This is a genomic window from Pseudomonas sp. GGS8 (genome assembly GCF_024168645.1).
Classification (GTDB): Bacteria; Pseudomonadota; Gammaproteobacteria; order Pseudomonadales; family Pseudomonadaceae; genus Aquipseudomonas.
This window is the reverse complement of the sequence record NZ_JALJWF010000001.1, coordinates 6210495-6226311: the sequence shown is the minus strand read 5'-3', so window position 1 is coordinate 6226311 and position 15817 is coordinate 6210495. Positions and strand designations below refer to the sequence as shown.

At 55.2% G+C, this 15817-nt stretch carries 28 protein-coding genes and 1 pseudogene; 15 read left to right on the top strand and 14 right to left on the bottom strand.

Annotation, left to right across the window (positions count from 1 at the left end):
- Positions 1–69: 69 nt before the first annotated feature.
- Genes J3D54_RS27920 through J3D54_RS27905 form a run of 4 tightly spaced genes read right to left on the bottom strand, consistent with a single transcriptional unit; the run spans position 70 to position 1056 of the window.
- Positions 70–246 (bottom strand): hypothetical protein, encoded by a 177-nt coding sequence (locus tag J3D54_RS27920; protein WP_007941868.1) that lies wholly within the window; start codon positions 244–246, stop codon positions 70–72.
- A complete protein-coding gene (locus tag J3D54_RS27915; RefSeq protein WP_253425510.1) occupies positions 243–443 on the bottom strand; it encodes a hypothetical protein in 201 nt (66 codons plus the stop codon). Before J3D54_RS27915 ends, J3D54_RS27920 begins: the two co-directional genes overlap by 4 nt.
- Complete coding sequence (locus tag J3D54_RS27910) at positions 443–631, bottom strand: hypothetical protein (protein ID WP_253425507.1); 189 nt, start codon at positions 629–631, stop codon at positions 443–445. Before J3D54_RS27910 ends, J3D54_RS27915 begins: the two co-directional genes overlap by 1 nt.
- Entirely contained in the window at positions 628–1056 is a 429-nt protein-coding gene (locus tag J3D54_RS27905; protein ID WP_253425504.1) for a hypothetical protein, read from the bottom strand. Before J3D54_RS27905 ends, J3D54_RS27910 begins: the two co-directional genes overlap by 4 nt.
- A gap of 174 nt (positions 1057–1230) precedes the next feature.
- Here J3D54_RS27905 and J3D54_RS30390 point away from each other — a divergent pair, with 174 nt between their 5' ends.
- Entirely contained in the window at positions 1231–1437 is a 207-nt protein-coding gene (locus J3D54_RS30390; protein WP_367399644.1) for a YceK/YidQ family lipoprotein, read from the top strand.
- Between the two features lie 47 nt (positions 1438–1484).
- The gene (locus J3D54_RS27895) at positions 1485–1724 is read left to right on the top strand and encodes a YceK/YidQ family lipoprotein (protein ID WP_367399643.1); all 240 of its coding nucleotides are present in this window, start codon (positions 1485–1487) and stop codon (positions 1722–1724) included.
- A gap of 317 nt (positions 1725–2041) precedes the next feature.
- Here the strand turns inward: J3D54_RS27895 and J3D54_RS27890 are convergent, their stop codons facing one another.
- From J3D54_RS27890 to J3D54_RS27880, 3 genes are all read right to left on the bottom strand, one after another.
- On the bottom strand, positions 2042–2566 hold the full coding sequence (locus J3D54_RS27890; protein WP_253425501.1) for a CS1 type fimbrial major subunit: 525 nt from the start codon (positions 2564–2566) through the stop codon (positions 2042–2044).
- A 114-nt stretch (positions 2567–2680) separates the two neighbouring features.
- Entirely contained in the window at positions 2681–3076 is a 396-nt protein-coding gene (locus J3D54_RS27885) for a hypothetical protein (RefSeq protein WP_253425499.1), read from the bottom strand.
- Positions 3077–3145: 69 nt separating this feature from the next.
- Positions 3146–3529, bottom strand: coding sequence for a response regulator transcription factor (locus J3D54_RS27880; RefSeq protein ID WP_253425496.1), 384 nt, complete (start codon positions 3527–3529; stop codon positions 3146–3148).
- On the opposite strand from J3D54_RS27880, the gene J3D54_RS27875 reads away from it, so the two are divergent.
- Complete coding sequence (locus tag J3D54_RS27875; RefSeq protein ID WP_253425493.1) at positions 3513–3668, top strand: hypothetical protein; 156 nt, start codon at positions 3513–3515, stop codon at positions 3666–3668. The two genes, J3D54_RS27880 and J3D54_RS27875, sit on opposite strands and share 17 nt — an antisense overlap.
- Before the next feature lie 811 nt (positions 3669–4479).
- Here the strand turns inward: J3D54_RS27875 and J3D54_RS27870 are convergent.
- The 3 genes from J3D54_RS27870 to J3D54_RS27860 form a co-directional block, all read right to left on the bottom strand.
- Complete coding sequence (locus tag J3D54_RS27870; RefSeq protein WP_253425490.1) at positions 4480–5001, bottom strand: hypothetical protein; 522 nt, start codon at positions 4999–5001, stop codon at positions 4480–4482.
- 444 nt (positions 5002–5445) lie between these two features.
- Positions 5446–6045 carry a hypothetical protein gene (locus J3D54_RS27865; protein WP_253425487.1) on the bottom strand — a complete coding sequence of 200 codons (600 nt, stop codon included), beginning with the start codon at positions 6043–6045 and terminating at the stop codon, positions 5446–5448.
- Between the two features lie 94 nt (positions 6046–6139).
- Positions 6140–6874: a helix-turn-helix transcriptional regulator gene (locus J3D54_RS27860; RefSeq protein WP_367399642.1), complete on the bottom strand. Its 735-nt coding sequence runs from the start codon at positions 6872–6874 to the stop codon at positions 6140–6142.
- A gap of 114 nt (positions 6875–6988) precedes the next feature.
- On the opposite strand from J3D54_RS27860, the gene J3D54_RS27855 reads away from it, so the two are divergent.
- The 10 genes and pseudogenes from J3D54_RS27855 to J3D54_RS27810 all read left to right on the top strand — a co-directional run bounded on the left by J3D54_RS27855 (position 6989) and on the right by J3D54_RS27810 (position 12886).
- Positions 6989–7228, top strand: coding sequence for a hypothetical protein (locus J3D54_RS27855; protein WP_253425484.1), 240 nt, complete (start codon positions 6989–6991; stop codon positions 7226–7228).
- A 156-nt stretch (positions 7229–7384) separates the two neighbouring features.
- On the top strand, positions 7385–8245 hold the full coding sequence (locus J3D54_RS27850) for a Rha family transcriptional regulator (RefSeq protein ID WP_253425481.1): 861 nt from the start codon (positions 7385–7387) through the stop codon (positions 8243–8245).
- A 1-nt stretch (position 8246) separates the two neighbouring features.
- Positions 8247–8492: pseudogene (locus J3D54_RS27845) on the top strand (phage replication protein); the annotation flags it as partial.
- A 54-nt stretch (positions 8493–8546) separates the two neighbouring features.
- Positions 8547–8834, top strand: coding sequence for an HNH endonuclease (locus J3D54_RS27840; protein WP_253426811.1), 288 nt, complete (start codon positions 8547–8549; stop codon positions 8832–8834).
- On the top strand, positions 8831–9748 hold the full coding sequence (locus J3D54_RS27835; RefSeq protein WP_253425478.1) for a helix-turn-helix domain-containing protein: 918 nt from the start codon (positions 8831–8833) through the stop codon (positions 9746–9748). The genes J3D54_RS27840 and J3D54_RS27835 overlap by 4 nt, the downstream gene beginning before the upstream one ends.
- Positions 9735–10523 (top strand): hypothetical protein, encoded by a 789-nt coding sequence (locus tag J3D54_RS27830; RefSeq protein ID WP_253425475.1) that lies wholly within the window; start codon positions 9735–9737, stop codon positions 10521–10523. Before J3D54_RS27835 ends, J3D54_RS27830 begins: the two co-directional genes overlap by 14 nt.
- A complete protein-coding gene (locus J3D54_RS27825; RefSeq protein WP_253425472.1) occupies positions 10516–11103 on the top strand; it encodes a DUF1367 family protein in 588 nt (195 codons plus the stop codon). The genes J3D54_RS27830 and J3D54_RS27825 overlap by 8 nt, the downstream gene beginning before the upstream one ends.
- On the top strand, positions 11100–11684 hold the full coding sequence (locus tag J3D54_RS27820; RefSeq protein WP_253425470.1) for a recombination protein NinG: 585 nt from the start codon (positions 11100–11102) through the stop codon (positions 11682–11684). Before J3D54_RS27825 ends, J3D54_RS27820 begins: the two co-directional genes overlap by 4 nt.
- Complete coding sequence (locus J3D54_RS27815; RefSeq protein ID WP_253425468.1) at positions 11681–12358, top strand: hypothetical protein; 678 nt, start codon at positions 11681–11683, stop codon at positions 12356–12358. The genes J3D54_RS27820 and J3D54_RS27815 overlap by 4 nt, the downstream gene beginning before the upstream one ends.
- A 180-nt stretch (positions 12359–12538) precedes the next feature.
- On the top strand, positions 12539–12886 hold the full coding sequence (locus J3D54_RS27810; protein WP_253425465.1) for a hypothetical protein: 348 nt from the start codon (positions 12539–12541) through the stop codon (positions 12884–12886).
- Between the two features lie 254 nt (positions 12887–13140).
- Here the strand turns inward: J3D54_RS27810 and J3D54_RS27805 are convergent, their stop codons facing one another.
- Complete coding sequence (locus J3D54_RS27805) at positions 13141–13566, bottom strand: type II toxin-antitoxin system HicB family antitoxin (RefSeq protein WP_253425463.1); 426 nt, start codon at positions 13564–13566, stop codon at positions 13141–13143.
- Between the two features lie 51 nt (positions 13567–13617).
- Positions 13618–13797, bottom strand: coding sequence for a type II toxin-antitoxin system HicA family toxin (locus J3D54_RS27800; protein WP_072458260.1), 180 nt, complete (start codon positions 13795–13797; stop codon positions 13618–13620).
- A gap of 147 nt (positions 13798–13944) precedes the next feature.
- Here J3D54_RS27800 and J3D54_RS27795 point away from each other — a divergent pair, with 147 nt between their 5' ends.
- Positions 13945–14271 carry a phage holin, lambda family gene (locus J3D54_RS27795; protein WP_221729705.1) on the top strand — a complete coding sequence of 109 codons (327 nt, stop codon included), beginning with the start codon at positions 13945–13947 and terminating at the stop codon, positions 14269–14271.
- A gap of 69 nt (positions 14272–14340) precedes the next feature.
- Here J3D54_RS27795 and J3D54_RS27790 read toward each other — a convergent pair whose 3' ends face one another.
- Both J3D54_RS27790 and J3D54_RS27785 read right to left on the bottom strand, forming a co-directional pair.
- Positions 14341–14820, bottom strand: a complete 480-nt coding sequence (locus tag J3D54_RS27790; RefSeq protein ID WP_253425460.1) for a hypothetical protein — start codon at positions 14818–14820, stop codon at positions 14341–14343.
- A 63-nt stretch (positions 14821–14883) separates the two neighbouring features.
- The gene (locus tag J3D54_RS27785) at positions 14884–15153 is read right to left on the bottom strand and encodes a hypothetical protein (protein WP_253425457.1); all 270 of its coding nucleotides are present in this window, start codon (positions 15151–15153) and stop codon (positions 14884–14886) included.
- Between the two features lie 14 nt (positions 15154–15167).
- Here J3D54_RS27785 and J3D54_RS27780 point away from each other — a divergent pair, with 14 nt between their 5' ends.
- The gene (locus J3D54_RS27780) at positions 15168–15791 is read left to right on the top strand and encodes a putative metallopeptidase (RefSeq protein WP_253425454.1); all 624 of its coding nucleotides are present in this window, start codon (positions 15168–15170) and stop codon (positions 15789–15791) included.
- Positions 15792–15817 lie beyond the last annotated feature (26 nt).

The window sequence follows — 15817 nt, the reverse complement described above, 5'->3', positions numbered from 1 at the left end:
CATTGCAGACGGTGAGGGCGGTAAACGAGCTTCGCCAGAAGAAGATGCGGCGGTATCGCTGACGCGTATTCACTGATGCTCCTCCAGCGACAGAAGCCTCTCGCCCAGCTTGATCTTGGCGGCGACCTGCTCGCGAGTGACGCCGGCGATCTGGGCAACCTCGGTCAGCGGCAGGCCTTCCCGTCGAAGCTTCGCGCAGCGTTTGGCCAGGTTCTGACCGCGCAAATGTGCGCCGTGGCCACTCACTCTTTACGCTCCAGCTGAGCAACTCGGTAACGCAGCACCTGAAGGACGCGCCCACCATAGCCAGGCTCGGCGTACTGCTCGACTGGCGCACCGAAGTAGCCGCGGCGTTCGGCCAAGCCGTAAGCCTCACGCAAGTTGTGGGCGCTGACGTCCTCGAGCTGTTCGTCGATCAGCGTTTTGACTGGTGATGTGGTCATCATGCCTCCTTGCGCTGCTGGCAAATGTCGCGCAGCCGTTTGCAGTAGTGGTTGAACTCGTCGATGGTGATTGCACCGTCGGTGAAGAGGCGCGTGATCAGCTCCTGGACCAACAAGCTGATGTCCTCTTGGCCAATGGGTATGGCCACGCCGTCGAGGGCCTGATCGATCAGGATGTGTGGGCTCAAAATCCGCACCTCTGTTCAAGACGGTCCTGCTCCTCCTGAAACGCAACGGCCTTGGCCGCGTGAGGCTTCAGAAGCTCAAGCGCGATATCCTTCAGCGCCGTCTTGGAGCCGAGCAGGTAGATGGCCATGTCCATCATCAGGCTGGATGTGCTGTAACCCAGGGCGGCGATCACCAGCTGACCGATGGCATCTTTCTTGTCTTCGCCGTCGATCTGGCGCTGGTTCACATGGTCCTGAACAGCCTTGTAAAGCTCGGTCTGGGTCACTTCACTGCGATCTGCGCGGATACCCCAGCTGACGACGAAGCCTCGCATCAGGTTTTCAGCGTTCGCTTCCAGCCATTGAATCTTCGCCAGGTCGTCTTCGCTCACCGGAGGCGGCAGAAGGTTGTCGTATTGAATCTGAGCCTTGCGTAGTGCTGACATGGTCGCCTCCAGAGTGGCGGGTGTTGATCCAACAAAACTCGGCTGCACTCATCCGTTCCGCTGGTTGCCGTTGGGCGCGGAGGGGAGTGCATGCAGGTGGTGTCGAGGGAGGGTGACTAACTTTTCGCGATAGCGTCTACAAATCACACAACGGATAAGTAATAAGGAAATTACGTGCTACGGAAGCTCATCTTGATTTTGGCCATATCTCAACTCGGTGGTTGCGCTTGGCTTGGGGCCGTCACGAACCCTCCTTATGATTGCTATGACGGCGTCAAGGGTGAATACGTGCTCGCGCAGTTTCTCGGTCCGCTTGTAATCATCGACTTACCATTCACTTTCGTGGCTGATACGGCGTCACTACCTTTTTGCTGGTACTGATCACCGCCAAACGTTGACATGAATACGACCATTTAAAAGGACGTTACGTGGTTCGAAAAGTGATTCTGCTGGCCCTGATTGCCAGTTTAAGTGGGTGTATGGCCACCGCTATGCGGATGGATTACGACAAACATCGCTGCCCCTACATCGGACTGCGATTTGATTGGTGGCTGGTGGGTACCTCGAAAGGAAAGCTAATTCCTTTTTTGCTAATCGACGCACCGTTTTCATTGGTGGTCGATACAGTATTTTTTCCCTTCGAATATCAGTACAGCTGCAACCTTTAAACTACTCGGATTCGTCCGCATCAGGGTGTGATCTGGCGGGCGCCAATCCCCGTATCAGGCCCTGTTCGTCGCTCGGGCCTCGCTGCATGGAAGCTCGCTGCTTGGCTGCAGGATTCAGATCACACCCCGATGCGCTCTCATAGAGAGGATCGGGCAGTTATCGTCAGGCTGACGTAGTTCTGATTGTTTATGCCGTGAAGTATCACTGCGGTTATGAAATGCAAAAGGCGAAGAAAAACCCCATGGACCTGATGATCGATGGGGTTTGCAGTGGGCGGCAGGCCCGCCAGTCTTAAGTGCTACAAATAGTGATCCAGTTAAAGATACTTCACTTCTAGCGTGGCGGAGCCGTCGATAGCTACTTCGTCTGTCAAAGTAAGTGAACTAGCAGGAGCTATGACAGTGTTAACTTTAAGCTCAGTCATTGCGCGGGGAACTGCATCGAAAATTACGGTATAACTTGCGGTATATAGCCCGTTCTGTGTGTCGGTAGGTTTTGCGGCAGTGATAAGCAAATCAGCCTGGGTGCCCGGAGTCGATTGAGGATCATCGACAACCTCCTGAGGTGTCGCCGTCAAAGTCACACCATTAAATGTGTTTGTAAGAGGAATTGAATCCGTTCCATTGAAAAGCAAAGCGGGGCCACCTTCTATATAGGCATGCACCGATCCATCTGTATTCTTGAGATCAAAAGTAGCGCGCAGACTTGATAGTTCGCCACTTACGGGGTTGTAATTCATTGTTTCATCCCTACCAAAATTTGGATCCCTAGGTTGGGCATGAAACTGTTTTGTCGGTATATCAGCGCGGATATTGATAGTCGTGCTAGCGTCATTCGCCATAAATCACCTCCATGTATTGAACTGAAAGAATAGCAATGGAGCCAGAAGGCCGTCCATCTGCCGATGACTGGCATGACTCAAGGCGGCTTGTATTTATACGTGGCGCTGGTTGGTCTATGCAGCGATCTTTGTGGAGGTGCGAACTGTCACCACCTTTTCTTCCTCAACACAGGAGAGGTCGTAGGCCTCGCTCATCCACTCGATGGCGTCTGGCTCGGCGTGTTTGCCGCCGCCGTAATAGTGCGTCCAGCCTACCCAGGTACCGTCTGGTAGCTGAGCAGCGACCGATTTGGCTTCGTAGTGGCGGCCGCCGTCGCACGGGATATCCGTTTCAACGTCGCCGCAGCGGGTCTCGTTTCGGCTATCCCAGTGCTCGCCAGCATTCACCAAGGAGGCATAACCAGCATCCGCATCGGCGCCAGTCATCGCGGTGTAATCGGGCGCATCTTTTTTCTGCCAGCGCGCGTCGAGCGCCAGGATCAGGAATTTCACTTTCTGCTCAGGTGTCATTGATTTTTCCTCGGTTGATTTCCCGTCTGGCCCTGTCGCCAAGGCTAACCAGTGAAATCTTTGTTTCGGTCATACGGCCAGAGCAGGGCATTCAGCCCGCCGCACCATCCGGACCTGAGCTGTACGACGATCAGGCGCGCGGCGATCACGACGCATCGATTCGTCATCAAGCATTGAGTGGATGGCGACCAGCGCCGCCAGAACAAAACACATCGGTGTGATGATCTGCCGCTTCATGGCCTCGGCCACCAGAGCGGTACGCCGCGTGACGCCGAGCTTGAACATCGCATTGGTGAGGCGCTTTTTGACAGTGCCGGCTTCGATCCCTGCCTCTCTGGCGATCTCTTTCGAGGTGAATCCCTGGGCAATCCAGAGAAGGAACTGAAGCTCCCGCGGTGCAAGGCCGCGACCGAGGTGGCCCTTCCATGCGCCGTTGATGATTGTTGCTTCCATCGTCGTGATTCCCGGTTGGTTTCCCACTGCACCCGGCAGACCAGGTGCAGTGGTGAAACTGTTCGTAGAACACCCGGTCACGCTACTGGCGTCAGGCCGGGGTTACTTCGTCAGCGATGTGGTGTTGCCTGAGGCCTAATTCCCGCTTGCTGATTACAGGTTTCGGTAAATAGGCGCGGCGGTGAGCTTCCCTGTTCGCGCCAGCTCGATCAGCGTTGCTGGCGCGGTCATTGGGTATCTACAACATGCGGCGTACAGCCCTATGCCTGGGTGAGTTGATACGGCACACCGCATGAGGTCCGGCGCTCCTCATAGCCGAGGCTCAGAGCGCTAATTTTTGAATCTGTCTCGCGGCGCTTACCGGGTCATTCGCCAGTTCGGTCAACACCTCGACAGCCGTATGGGGTATCCCATCGTGGGCAGGCTTTCGTGCCTGTCTGTCGCCGGTCGCCAGTAGTGGCAGCGCGATTTTATTCACCTGACTTTCTCTCGCCCCACAGGTGTGGCCGGGGCTGACCTCCCAGCGAATCGCTGAGTAATCGTTTATGGCGCAGGTTGTTAAAGAGCGGTCGCGGCTTTCGCTGCTGGGCCGGTTATGCGTTGGCTTGGATGTAATTTAGCTATAAGCTAAATCTTTCGTCAATAGCTCGACGCTAAAAAATTTAGCCAATGCATATTTTGTTTTCACTCAATGCCGTCACGGATCATTTGAAATGGTCGTTAGGGCAGATTCCAGGCGAAAAAAAACCCGCTCTGAGGCGGGCAGTGCTTTGATTTTTTTGGGAGGGCTCAATCCAGTTGGTTTTGTCGAAGGTACCTAATGTTGAGGGCTTTGAGCGCTGATGTTGCCCTGCGTGACACGAGAAAAAGCTGACTGCTGGGGCGTCAATACTTCATCATTTGAAAGCTGCGCCACCTAGTCGGCAGCTCTATCGCTCACTATTCAGCTGTCAAATACCTACCTGGCCATGAGAGTTGATTCCAAACGTAACGCCGCTAATATTCGGGATGAAGACTATATTGTCTCCTGGAATTCCAATGTTCTGAATTTTCAGTGCCTCTTCCCGATAACCGTCATCGGCGGGATTTGGAAAAGCGTAAACAGCTAATATTGAATTTAATGGGGGCTGTGCTCCATGGGCATCTGCCAGGTAGCCAAGCAGCTCTTGGAGCTTCCCCGGTGCAAAATTCCCGGACGGAGCATGATAGACGACGGCCCGAGCAGGAAAACTCTCGTGGGTGCTGGTTAAAATGACTCCTGCACAGGTCAAGAGGCCGAACGCCTTAACGCACGAAACATTCGGTGCAAAGTCGATTATATCGTCGAATCCTTGCCCTACATTCGTCGTTAAGGCCGCATTACACCTGATCAACGGCAAGGGGCCTTGGGGGTTAATTCTGGCCTGCCTGACAAGCGACGAAATTGAAATGCCTTCCTGCATAACACCGGGCTGTACTTGATATTCGATCATCCGCATTCCCTCGCTGAAGAAGCTCCAAAAAACTGCTTGGTCATCTCTTAGCTTAATAGACCATTCTCCCGGGTCACGCCACTGCTTTGGTAGATGACGCCCTGCGCATGAGCCTTAGGTTCTGTACGAAAGGTGCTGTTGCAAACACCGCAGCGCAAAAAGCCAGCGTGACCATCGCAAAAAAACTTTTCGCCAGCTTGTCGAAGCGTGTACCGATGCGGCGGTGCTCCTTCAGTCAGCGAACATGTGCTCGATGATGTTCGGGTCGAATAGTCTTGAATGAAGAAATCTGCAATCAGTTCGTAGGCTGCGTCGGGGGAGGGGGTGCCATTATGGGCTCCAGCCTTTAATGGCCGCACACTTTACGGGATGTGCGCACTCATTCGATTTTGAATGAGTTTCGAAGGATGTCGCACAGAGCCCAGTCTGTTGGGTTTCTCTACGCTATTTGTATGATCCATCGCTTTGCTTGAACAGGATGCGCACTATGTTCTTGGGTTGAATGTCAGAAAGATAGAAGAACCAAGTGCTGGCTTTGTGTGTGCGTTTTTTATTTATTATGTCAAGAATTTCTTGGTCTTGCTGGGCGGTTGTTATGTGAGCGGTAGAAAATGGGTAGTCCGCACTGTGTATAGCTGCAGCGCTTAGGCGTTCATATAGTCCTTTGCTGAGGCCAGGATAAGCATTGTTTTTGATGTCTTGCTCAAATAATTTATCGTAGCTAATTAATTTGCTGCTGCTGGTGTTAAGGTCGATGACCAGCATGGCCTCGGTCTGATCTGCAACTGTGATTGTATAGAACCCCTTGGGGTCTAAAACAGGTGTATACAAACCAAGAGATAGGACTAGGTTATATTCCGGATCGGAGTCTTTTAAGGTTTGCCCTGTCATCAATCCATGCCCTTTAGGGTCTGGTGTGTTTGTGAGGCTGATAGCCAGTCTCTTAGACATTCCGCTAAAGGGGGTTTTGCCGACTTTTAGTGATGATGCTTTGATTCTATGTGCACTTGAAGCTGTAGTGAAGTGATAAAAATACATATTCATCCCTGTGTCATGTAAGTGTTTTTGGGTTTTGCTGCAATTCAGGTTTGCGTACAAGAGATATATTTTTGAATATAAAATCTGCCAGTACAGATTTTTAGCGGGCGTACATACCCCACCAAAACACATGCCCAAGAATGGCTATTTGTTCTTCCTGAATACCCTGAAAGGTGTAGTCCTCGTCTGGATGCTCGTCGCGGTTGAAGCTTCGCAGCCGAATGCCGGAAGGCAGGCGGTAAACCTGCTTCACGCGTAGCTGGCCATTATGATTGATTGCATAGAGATCTCCGTCGGTGATGTCGCCTATGGAGTTCTTACCGATATTTACGCCGACTGTAGCGCCGTCCCTTAGCACAGGAAGCATGCTGTTCCCGCGAACAGTGACGCACTTTGCCTGGCTAAACTGAACGCCGTTCTGGCGAAGGCTTCTTTTTCCGAAGCGCAGGAAAGCGTTTTCACTCTCTTCGATGACAAACCTGCCTGATCCTGCGGCCAGCTCAACCTCTCTCAGGAAGGGCACGCACACCTCGTCGTCCTCAACAGGTGTTGAGCCATCCCAAAGGTTAAGGTCCTTTAGGCCGGAATACTGGGTGCCAAGTTCTTCTGTTGCAACGATTGAGGTGTCTCGCACATTGTCCAGATAGCCCTTAGGCAAGTCCTCGGCAGCTTCAATGCGGCGCGCAAGCTCGTCCCCCAGGTTTCGTACCGGGTTTTTGGAGAGTATCTGACTCAGGACGGACGAGGACGTCCCCCACTTCTCAGCACACTCTTTTCGTTTTCTGTTGCCCGCAAGGGCTTCCAGATTGCGCTTTCTGATCGCGTAAATGTCCATGCGCTAATGATTGCAGCTCTTAGCTAAATGATAAATATTCCCAGAGCTAAACTCTTTCTTGCTAAACAATTTAGCTGGAGGATAAACTTCGCATGAGAAAACTGGAGAATACCCATGACCACCCAGATGCAAGAGTGGCTCAAGAAGGCGACCGCGAAAGAGCGCGATCAAGTCGCGGCAGAGGCAGGCACAAGTGTCGGCTACCTCTATCAAATTGCTGGCGGTCATCGGAAGCCCTCCCTTGAGCTCTCCAAAAAGTTGCAGGCAGCCTCTTGTGGCGAGCTGACCATTCAGGGGCTGAGGCCTGATCTGTATCAGTTGCTTACAGACTCAAAGCCAAAGGAAGCCGCCTGATATCCCTAACCACCAATCCACGTAGCCAGTATCGGCCTTACCGGTCTGCGCAGATAGAAACCTGAAGTCGCTGTTGATTTATCCAGTACCCAAATCCCAGACACAAAAAAGCCGACGGAGAGGTCGGCCGATTCGCAAAACTAGAGAGGGCCGATTATGCAGAGCCAACCCATTTCAAGCAATACCTCGAACAATGTCGCGACACGTTTTCAGATTTCGCAAAACGTGTCGCGTGCGAGTTTCATCGGCATCGTGTCGATGATTGATGGCGAAGCCGTGACCACCACGCTGGCGATCGCTAAAGGCTGCAAGGTCGACCACGCCAGCGTCATCAAGCTGGTCCGGACTTATCAGGCAGATCTGGAGGAGTTTGGACTTCTGGATTTCAAATCTGAAAGTACGGGAGGGCGTCCCACCGAGTTCGCGCTGCTCAACGAGCAGCAATCCACGCTGATTATGACGTACATGCGCAACGGCCCCGTCGTTCGCGAGTTCAAGAAGACCCTCGTCAAAGCATTCTGGAGCCTTGTTCGGGGGCAGAGCTTTTCAGTTCCTCAGACCCGAGCTGATGCATTGCGCCTTGCTGCCGATCTGGAAGAGCAGAACGTGGCGCTGGCCATCGAGAACCACCAGCAGGCCGAGAAGATCGCCAGCCTTGAATCGATCTTTCAGGTCGGTATGACCCCTACGCAATTCTGCAAGCGCCTGAATGGCGTGAACTGCCAACAGATCAACAACGCACTACTGGCCCGCAACTGGATCTACAACGCCGAGCGTGATTCGAAGCGTTCCGTGAAGTACCGGGTTGGCTGCCAGGCGCGCGATAAGTACCTCACCGAGCGCGTGACCACCATCGAACAGGAAGGTAAAGACCCATTTTTGAAGTACACCCCGGTGCTGCTGAAGGATGGCGCCAAGCGCCTGCATAACCTGTACATGAAGCAGAAGTTGCCGATGAAGGCTGCCTGGAATGGTGAGTTCTGCCATATCAAGGCCACGCTGGAGGCGGCTGTCTGACATGCAGTACACGATAACCGTCAATCAGCCAAAGGCGCTCGAGTGGGGCTTGAACGCACAGCAAGCCCTGCTGTTTGCCTTCGTCTACGAGTGCCCGAGCTGGGCCAATCCAATCAAGACGGATACCGGGATCTACTTCGCATTGAGTAAGGCCAAGATCGTTGACGAACTGCCGTTGCTCACTGATAAGCCCGACACCGCTTACCGCATGTTGAAGGTCCTCGAAGATGCAGGTTTGATTGAGTTGCGCGCTGAAGGGGTTCGCCTCACGGATAAAGGGCGCGAATGGAACCCGAACCGAATGGGGCACTTCACCATCCATCAGCCAGCCGTACAGGCTCCACGGCGCAGGTCAAAAAAATCGCCTATCCCTTCAGGTTTGCGCGCTCAGGTGTTTGCTCGCGATGGTCACGCCTGCCTGCGCTGTGGCTGTTCGGAACAACTTCGCCTGAGGGCCGATCACGTCATTCCCGAGAGCAAGGGTGGCGAGGCATCGATGGCAAATCTTCAAACCCTTTGCATGTCCTGTAATAGCTGGAAAGGCGTGCAGATGATTGATTTCCGCGCCTTCGCCGGAGGTGCAGCATGAGCATGGGCCTTATGGTCGCAGCGATGAAGCTTCGCGTCGGCAATCCATTGCGCAAGCTGGTGCTGATCAAGCTCGCAGACAACGCGAGCGATATCGGTGAATGCTGGCCGTCCTACCAGCACATCGCCGACCAGTGCGAGATCAGCAAGCGGTCTGTCATGAATCACATCACCGCCTTGTGTGAAGCTGGACTGTTGCGCAAGGAGATCCGGAAGGGTGGACCGAAGGGGAACTCGTCGAACGTTTACTTCCTGACGTTGGATGGTGGTGCACCTCCTGCACCAGGGGTGGCGCAGAAGATTCACCCGGGTAGTGCAGCGGGTTCACCACCTAGTGAATCTCCTGCACCAGGGGGTAGTGCAGCAGTTGCACCCAGAATCAGTCACTCTCTTGAACCAGTCATGGAACCGGTCATTGAACCAATTACGCCCCAGGCTTCCGCCAAGGTCGTGCCGGTTCAATCTCGCAGCTTGGTACTGGTCGTTGACCGCATCGAAGCGCCACGGGTTGAAATCCCTGCTGACATGCCAGGCCCCAAAGACCAGACCTGCAAGACGTTCAAGACCTGGGCGAACTACGCCATGTCCTACCGCAAGCGCTACAAAGCTTGGCCAGTCTGGAACGCCAAGGTGGGAGGGCAGGTCGGTTTGCTGATCGGTCGCCTCGGCATTGAGGTTGCCCACAGCGTTGCTGCGTACTACCTCGGGATCAACGATGCCCAGCTGATCCGCAAGTGCCACAGCTTCAGCGAGCTGCTGGCCAACGCGGAGAGCTACCACACCCAGTGGGTGACCCAGACCCAGATCAATGGCCGCACCGCCCGCCAGCAGGAAGACACCCAGGCCAACATCAACGCCGCGCAGGAAGCTGCCCGGAACATCCGCGAAGGGGGTAAGCGCAATGCTTTCCTCTGACGATCGCGCACAACTGGCCGGCGCCATCTGCGCCACCGCCGAAACCCTGGGCCAGACCATCAGCGCCACGGCTGCCGAGTTGATGGCTGAGGACTTGGCCGTGTTCGCCCCGACCGACATCCGCAAGGCTCTTCAGGCGTGCCGTCGCGAGCTGGCCGGCAAATTGACCTTGGCTGCCGTGCTGCAACGTATCCAGGCTGAAGACGGTCGCCCGGGCAAGGACGAGGCATGGGCCATCGCCATGACCACGAATGACGAGTTCGAAACCGTGGTGTTGACCGATGAGATCCAGATCGCCCTGGGCGCGGCAAAGCCGGTCCTCGATGCCGGCGACAAGGTCGGTGCCCGGATGGCGTTCATCAGTGCTTACGAGCGACTGGTCAGCCAGGCCCGCGAAGATCGCAAAACAGTCAACTGGCACGTCTCTGTGGGCTTCGACGCCAGCCGCCGAGTTGAGGCGATCGCCAAGGCCGTGCAGATGCAGCGCATCCCCCAGGAGAGCGGCCAGAAGTACTTGGCGGATATGCGGGTGGTGCCGGTCACCGAAGACGGCCGCGCCCTGGCGGGCCTGATCACCGGTGAAGTGACCCGGCCGACTCCCGCAGTGCGTGAAAAGCTCCAAGGCGTGAAGACTTCCATGTTGGAAATGCGAGCGGCGTCGGCCGAAAGGAAGGACGAAATTCGGATCGAGGCGGCCAATGCGCTGGCAGATCGCCGGGCACTGCTGTTGAGGCAGGTCGAGGAGTTGGAATCGAGGAGGGCGTCTCATGGCTGAGCTCGCATTGATCCGCACCGCCCAAGGCTTGGTGCCGGCCACCGAAGCCGACCGTGAAACCGTCCAGAAATGGAAGGCAGGCCAGATCATTCACGGCAAGTTCACCCGCATGCGCAATGGCAAGTTTCACGGCAAGTTCTTCTCGATGCTCGACCTGGCTTGGGAGTACTGGGAACCGGTCGGTGGGCTGATTCCGCGCCAGGAGATGCGTGGCATTCAAGGGCTGGCCAAGTTCTTCGAGGCACAAAGCGGAAAGCCGGGGCAGCTCTCGCACGCGGTTGCGGCTTACATCACCGGCCTTGAGTCAGCGCGTGCTGAGCGTTTCCCGGCAGTAGACAAGAGCCGCGAAGCCTTCCGTGAGTGGGTGACGATCGAGGCCGGACACTTCCACTTGGTGCACACACCTGAAGGGATCCGCAAAGAGGCCAAGTCGATCAGTTGGGCAAGCATGGATGACACCGCTTTCGAGCCACTTTACCGCGATGTCTTCAACGCCTGCTGGCGGTTGGTGTTGTCTGCGCACTTTGAGAATGAAGCTGACGCGCTTTCTGCTGCTGATCAGTTGGGGAGTTACGCATGAGAGTCGCTCTCAAGGAAGCAAAGACGAAGAAGTGCAAGAACCCGGCCTGCGGAGTGAGCTTCAAACCGTCGTTCTCCACCGCACAAAAGGTATGCAGCTGGGCCTGCGGCCTTGCGATCAAGGACGTGAACCAGGAGAAGGCCCGCAAGTCCCTAGCCCAGATCGAGCGCAAAGAGATCAAGGCCCGTAAAGAGAGGCTCAAGAGCCGGGCCGATCACACGCGGGAAACGCAGGTTGTATTCAACGAGTGGATTCGCCTGCGTGATGCCGCGCTGCCTTGCGTGAGCTGCGGCCGTCACCACGAAGGCCAATACCACGCCGGACATTACCGCACCGTGGGAGCGAACCCTGAGCTGCGCTTCGAACCGCTCAATGTCTGGAAGCAGTGCGCACCGTGTAACAACCACAAGTCCGGCGACATCGTGAATTACCGCATCGAGCTGGTAAAGCGCATCGGCGCCGACAAGGTGGACTGGCTCGAAGGCCCGCATGAGCCTAAGCGCTACACCATCGAAGAACTGAAAACCATCAAGGCCGAGTATCGGGCAAAGACCAAAGAATTGAAGAGGGAAGCAGCATGAAGCTGATCAACGCAAGACAGGTATGGACTGAGTCGCAGCACGAATCGAACGCGTCGATCAGTGCTGTGGCCATCGACAAGGCTGAATCGGCACCGGTGAAGACCGGCAACCGGATGCGCCGTCACGAGGCCGTGTTTGCGGCTCTGGGCGAGGACAAGGAAGAGCGCATCCAGATCGTTCGACAGAAGATCAGCATCAGCGAGACGCGCCGTACGCCGATTGGCCGATCCACCGCCCGCGCCGCGCATCTGGCCACGATCGGCAAAGTCCTTCGCGCCATCGACACGCTGCCGTTCCAGGTGCAACAGTTCGGGCACTTCCTGTATCACCCGATGATGACCATGCAGCACGTCATGAATGCGGTGCTGCTGATCACCGCCCATGCCAAGTTGCCAGACCTCACTTCGGCCAAGCGCGTGAAGGCGCAGTACTTGGTGACGCTGGCCCTGCAATCGTACAAAGGCGAGGTGGTTGGGGCGGCAGAGTGGGGGCCGGCTCGGGTCGCCGCCGAGATGAAGACCTTCTTCGGCGTGACGATTGATCCGAAGAACTGGACGCGCGACTGGCTCGACCTATGGGAATCCCTGAAAGAAGTCATCAAGGAAGTGGATATTCAGGCGCAGCAGCCGGTATGGCAGGTCATTCACGCGGAAAAGGAAGAAGAGGCGGCATAAACATATTGACATGACGGGGAATTGTGCGTACTTTTCCCATAGTGCGCAATTCACGCAACACGCACACGAATACCTAAACCCGGCCATCTAGCCGGGTTTTTTGTTTGTGGCGTATTGCCATTACTAGCATCGTCAATTTATTGTTCTGTCGAAAATTCAATAATTTGACGGGGGTGCGTAATGCTTTCTGAAATATCGGACGGGATTGATCTATTTAAGCAGTTTGCTTTCACTGGTTTTTGGTCGTTTGTGCTTGTTGGTGGGCTTCTTTGCGCGAAGAAATATTTTGGCCTGGATGGTAATTGGCCGTATTTCGTTGCCGGGGCCGTTATGTTGCTCCTGGTGATCGTGCCTAATGGATGGCATTTCGTTTTCGGCACTGATCAGCGCGATTTTGTTAGCCTCTTGGAGGCGCGCCAAATGCTGCCTACAGCGTCTTTGCTTAAGGCCGATTTCTGGGGAGTGCTAATCGGTTCAGGCATTGGCCTCATTGCCTCTCTGGTTCTTCCGGCCCGCAGATATTGGTAAGTGTTGTTTAAGTCGAAGCCCCGCATGTCGGGGCTTTTTTATGCCACAAATTTACCTGTAGCCAGGGCACCCTTCGGGAAGGCCTGGACACTGATAAGCCGGCAAGTGCAGTGACACGAGAAAACACCGGCAGCCCGCGCACCCTGGCCGTACATGCTCCAGAGTGGCGCGAGACTGGACTGCGAGATCGATGCATAAGGGCGTCGACGCTGTGGAGGTCTTTGGCGGACAGGAGGGGAAAGACCCTCACATATTCAGGCCGCCTCGACAGACACCGACAGCCGTTTGCCGAGAGCAGCCAAAGCGTTTTCCAGTTGCTCCATCTTCGATGTGTGCAGGAAGTCCACAAGGCGATCGCCCTGGGCCTGATGCACGCCGAGCAACCGGCATAAATCGGCCTTGCGCATATCCCTTTCCATCATCGCGTTCCACAGCGCGATCTTCGCTACGGTTACCGCTGGCAAGTGAACGACATGTTCACCGGCTAATGGTGCAGATGCTGCCGGAATGGCGCGTCGCTCGTCGACGTAGATCGAAAGGGTGGTCTCGATCGCGTCCAGGGCTTCGCTGATCGCGTGATCCCGATTATCGCCATAGCTGTTCAGTTGCGGCAAGTCCCTGCAGAAGACTGCGACGCCTGGCTCGTTGTCTTCCTCGAATCGGATTGCATAGTCGTACATGGTCACTCCTTGGAGGTGATCGTTCAGCGTTCAGATGTGGTGAAGGGGCTCTCAGAGCCCCAGTTGTTTAATGATCGCCTTGCGGGTCGGTTCTGGCATTTCCTTACTGCCGTGATCCGCGAAGGTGGTCTTGTTGCCGTTTGGGGCGGTGACTTTGAAGTGGCTTCCTTTGCCTGCTTCGAAGGTCACCCCTTGGGCCTTCAACCATCGTCTGAACTCGCTGAACTTCATCACCTCGCCTCGTTGTTTGGATGAGTCCATTCTACAACACTTTTGTTTTAATACAACATTTATGTGTTATTTGTTTTTGAACCATTTAGAGCCCTCAGCATTTGCTGTGGCTTTTTTATTCGCGCTCCCCGCAAGGGAGGACATCGGATGAAGCTAATGCCCGAAAAGAATCCGGACACGTGGGCCGCTATCTGGGTGGCCCTGAGCAATCCACTATGGCAGGGCGCAATCATGGCGATCCTAATCTCCTTCCTGCGCGTCCTGTACGACGCTAAAGAGACCAGTAAGCGCCGGATCTTCTTCGAAGCGCTGATCTGTGGTGGGTTGAGCCTGTCTGCCAGTAGCGTCATTGAGTGGATGGCCTGGCCGTCGAATCTGTCCGTGGCTGCCGGGGGTGCCATTGGCTTCCTGGGGGTTACCGCGATTCGGGAAATGGTTACTCGGTTCCTGGGTCGGAAAGTCGACTCGCTATAGCTCGCGACACGTTTCGCGCATCTGCAAATTGTGTCGCGACCACTGCAAAGTGGCGGGTGACTTGTACCGTCAGCTCCCTGCGTTTTTCATCCGCTCCGCAACTTTATTGAGGTAGCTGATTAGGGATTTCACTTGGTCCGACGTGGTAGCGACAGGGTATCCCCCGAGGACTGCATGTAGTTCGCCATGATGATGAAAATGGAAAAGCTCGTTTTCGATGTAGGACAAGTAGTCTTTGGGGGGCATCGACTGCATAGACGGTACGTCAAGCGCGTAAGCCCCATGACCAACAGTGACCTTCACCTTCTTCGAGATGCTTTCGGGGGCTGAGGTGGGAGAGTCCTGTTTGGCTCTCTTGTGCAGGCCATCTAAGCGCTGGAACTCTTCGATTTCAGATTGAGTGAACGCTCGCGCTGGGTCCGAAAGGAAATGGAAGCGCTCAGACTCCTCGTATGAAAGGCCCACAAATACTTCCCTGCCTTCAGCATCGAAGGCCAAGGCTCGTTTTTTCAGAAAGAAGTACCGCTCGCCTTCCGTCAGGTTAAGCATGCCCGATCCCTTTGATTCTTGAACTGTGATGGGTGTGCCGCAGGTGAGTGCGGCACGGGTGGGTCACTCAGCTTTGATCTTCAGTGCTTCTTGGATCTGGTCAGCATAAGTCGAAAGGCTGCTGATCTCACGGGCGAGGCTGGTGTTGTCGTTGCCAACCCTTGTCGAGATTACCTCAAGAGCCGCAGCGACTGCGTGGGCTCGTTGCTGCTCAGCTGTGTAATCGGCATCGGCCGCGGACTTCATTGCATTAAGGATTGTTTCAGACATTTTGCTTTCCTTGCTGATGATGGGTTGATTCTCACCAATACCGGCAATCAGCCACCAATTCAAGTGTTAGGTGATTCGTGAACAGACCGATGCCGCCTGCCTCGATCGTAGACCTGTCTGATCTATCCGACGTCGGCATCCGCCTTACCCCAGCCCCCGATGTATGGGCATGGCTCCAAGCCGAGATCCTTGCCGACACCGGCAGCATCCACAACGAAGACCATGCCCACCTACTGGATGCAGACATCCGGGTGATGTGGGCGTCGTCGAGCTTCGAGAAGCAGGGCCGGACAGTCCTCGGCCAGGCCGAGCAGGTAGCCTTCCGTGCGGGTGGTTGGCAGAAAGCCCGGATGGAACAGCAGATGCGTGATTGGTTCGGCGAGGTGCCGGCTTACATCATCACTCTGGCTGCCAACTACTGCTCTCAGTGTAGCGACACCGACTTTTGCGCCCTTATCGAACACGAGCTGTACCACATCGCCCAGGCGACTGATAAGTACGGTCAACCAGCCTTCACCGAAGAAGGCGCTCCAAAGCTGAAACTGCGCGGCCACGACGTCGAAGAGTTCGTCGGTGTGGTTCGCCGCTATGGTGCGAGCCCTGACGTTCAGGCGTTGGTGGATGCTGCAAACAAACCTGCTGAGGTGGGGAAATTGAACATATCGAGGGCCTGCGGAACCTGTCTGCTCAAGTCGGCCTGATTCTGGACAGGCATTGGACGGATGAG

What these genes read in the sequence shown, in the direction of transcription:
- J3D54_RS27825 (WP_253425472.1), top strand. Translation starts at nt 10,516, where the DNA reads ATGGCTGAGCTCGCATTGATCCGCACCGCCCAAGGCTTGGTGCCGGCC.
- J3D54_RS27820 (WP_253425470.1), top strand. Translation starts at nt 11,100, where the DNA reads ATGAGAGTCGCTCTCAAGGAAGCAAAGACGAAGAAGTGCAAGAACCCG.
- J3D54_RS27830 (WP_253425475.1), top strand. Translation starts at nt 9,735, where the DNA reads ATGCTTTCCTCTGACGATCGCGCACAACTGGCCGGCGCCATCTGCGCC.
- J3D54_RS27850 (WP_253425481.1), top strand. Translation starts at nt 7,385, where the DNA reads ATGCAGAGCCAACCCATTTCAAGCAATACCTCGAACAATGTCGCGACA.
- J3D54_RS27840 (WP_253426811.1), top strand. Translation starts at nt 8,547, where the DNA reads ATGGGGCACTTCACCATCCATCAGCCAGCCGTACAGGCTCCACGGCGC.
- J3D54_RS27860 (WP_367399642.1), bottom strand. Translation starts at nt 6,874, where the DNA reads ATGGACATTTACGCGATCAGAAAGCGCAATCTGGAAGCCCTTGCGGGC.
- J3D54_RS27795 (WP_221729705.1), top strand. Translation starts at nt 13,945, where the DNA reads ATGAAGCTAATGCCCGAAAAGAATCCGGACACGTGGGCCGCTATCTGG.
- J3D54_RS27815 (WP_253425468.1), top strand. Translation starts at nt 11,681, where the DNA reads ATGAAGCTGATCAACGCAAGACAGGTATGGACTGAGTCGCAGCACGAA.
- J3D54_RS27905 (WP_253425504.1), bottom strand. Translation starts at nt 1,056, where the DNA reads ATGTCAGCACTACGCAAGGCTCAGATTCAATACGACAACCTTCTGCCG.
- J3D54_RS27790 (WP_253425460.1), bottom strand. Translation starts at nt 14,820, where the DNA reads ATGCTTAACCTGACGGAAGGCGAGCGGTACTTCTTTCTGAAAAAACGA.
- J3D54_RS27805 (WP_253425463.1), bottom strand. Translation starts at nt 13,566, where the DNA reads ATGTACGACTATGCAATCCGATTCGAGGAAGACAACGAGCCAGGCGTC.
- J3D54_RS27855 (WP_253425484.1), top strand. Translation starts at nt 6,989, where the DNA reads ATGACCACCCAGATGCAAGAGTGGCTCAAGAAGGCGACCGCGAAAGAG.
- J3D54_RS27835 (WP_253425478.1), top strand. Translation starts at nt 8,831, where the DNA reads ATGAGCATGGGCCTTATGGTCGCAGCGATGAAGCTTCGCGTCGGCAAT.
- J3D54_RS27800 (WP_072458260.1), bottom strand. Translation starts at nt 13,797, where the DNA reads ATGAAGTTCAGCGAGTTCAGACGATGGTTGAAGGCCCAAGGGGTGACC.
- J3D54_RS27875 (WP_253425493.1), top strand. Translation starts at nt 3,513, where the DNA reads ATGATTGTTGCTTCCATCGTCGTGATTCCCGGTTGGTTTCCCACTGCA.
- J3D54_RS27915 (WP_253425510.1), bottom strand. Translation starts at nt 443, where the DNA reads ATGACCACATCACCAGTCAAAACGCTGATCGACGAACAGCTCGAGGAC.
- J3D54_RS27890 (WP_253425501.1), bottom strand. Translation starts at nt 2,566, where the DNA reads ATGGCGAATGACGCTAGCACGACTATCAATATCCGCGCTGATATACCG.
- J3D54_RS27880 (WP_253425496.1), bottom strand. Translation starts at nt 3,529, where the DNA reads ATGGAAGCAACAATCATCAACGGCGCATGGAAGGGCCACCTCGGTCGC.
- J3D54_RS27870 (WP_253425490.1), bottom strand. Translation starts at nt 5,001, where the DNA reads ATGATCGAATATCAAGTACAGCCCGGTGTTATGCAGGAAGGCATTTCA.
- J3D54_RS27885 (WP_253425499.1), bottom strand. Translation starts at nt 3,076, where the DNA reads ATGACACCTGAGCAGAAAGTGAAATTCCTGATCCTGGCGCTCGACGCG.
- J3D54_RS27810 (WP_253425465.1), top strand. Translation starts at nt 12,539, where the DNA reads ATGCTTTCTGAAATATCGGACGGGATTGATCTATTTAAGCAGTTTGCT.
- J3D54_RS27865 (WP_253425487.1), bottom strand. Translation starts at nt 6,045, where the DNA reads ATGAATATGTATTTTTATCACTTCACTACAGCTTCAAGTGCACATAGA.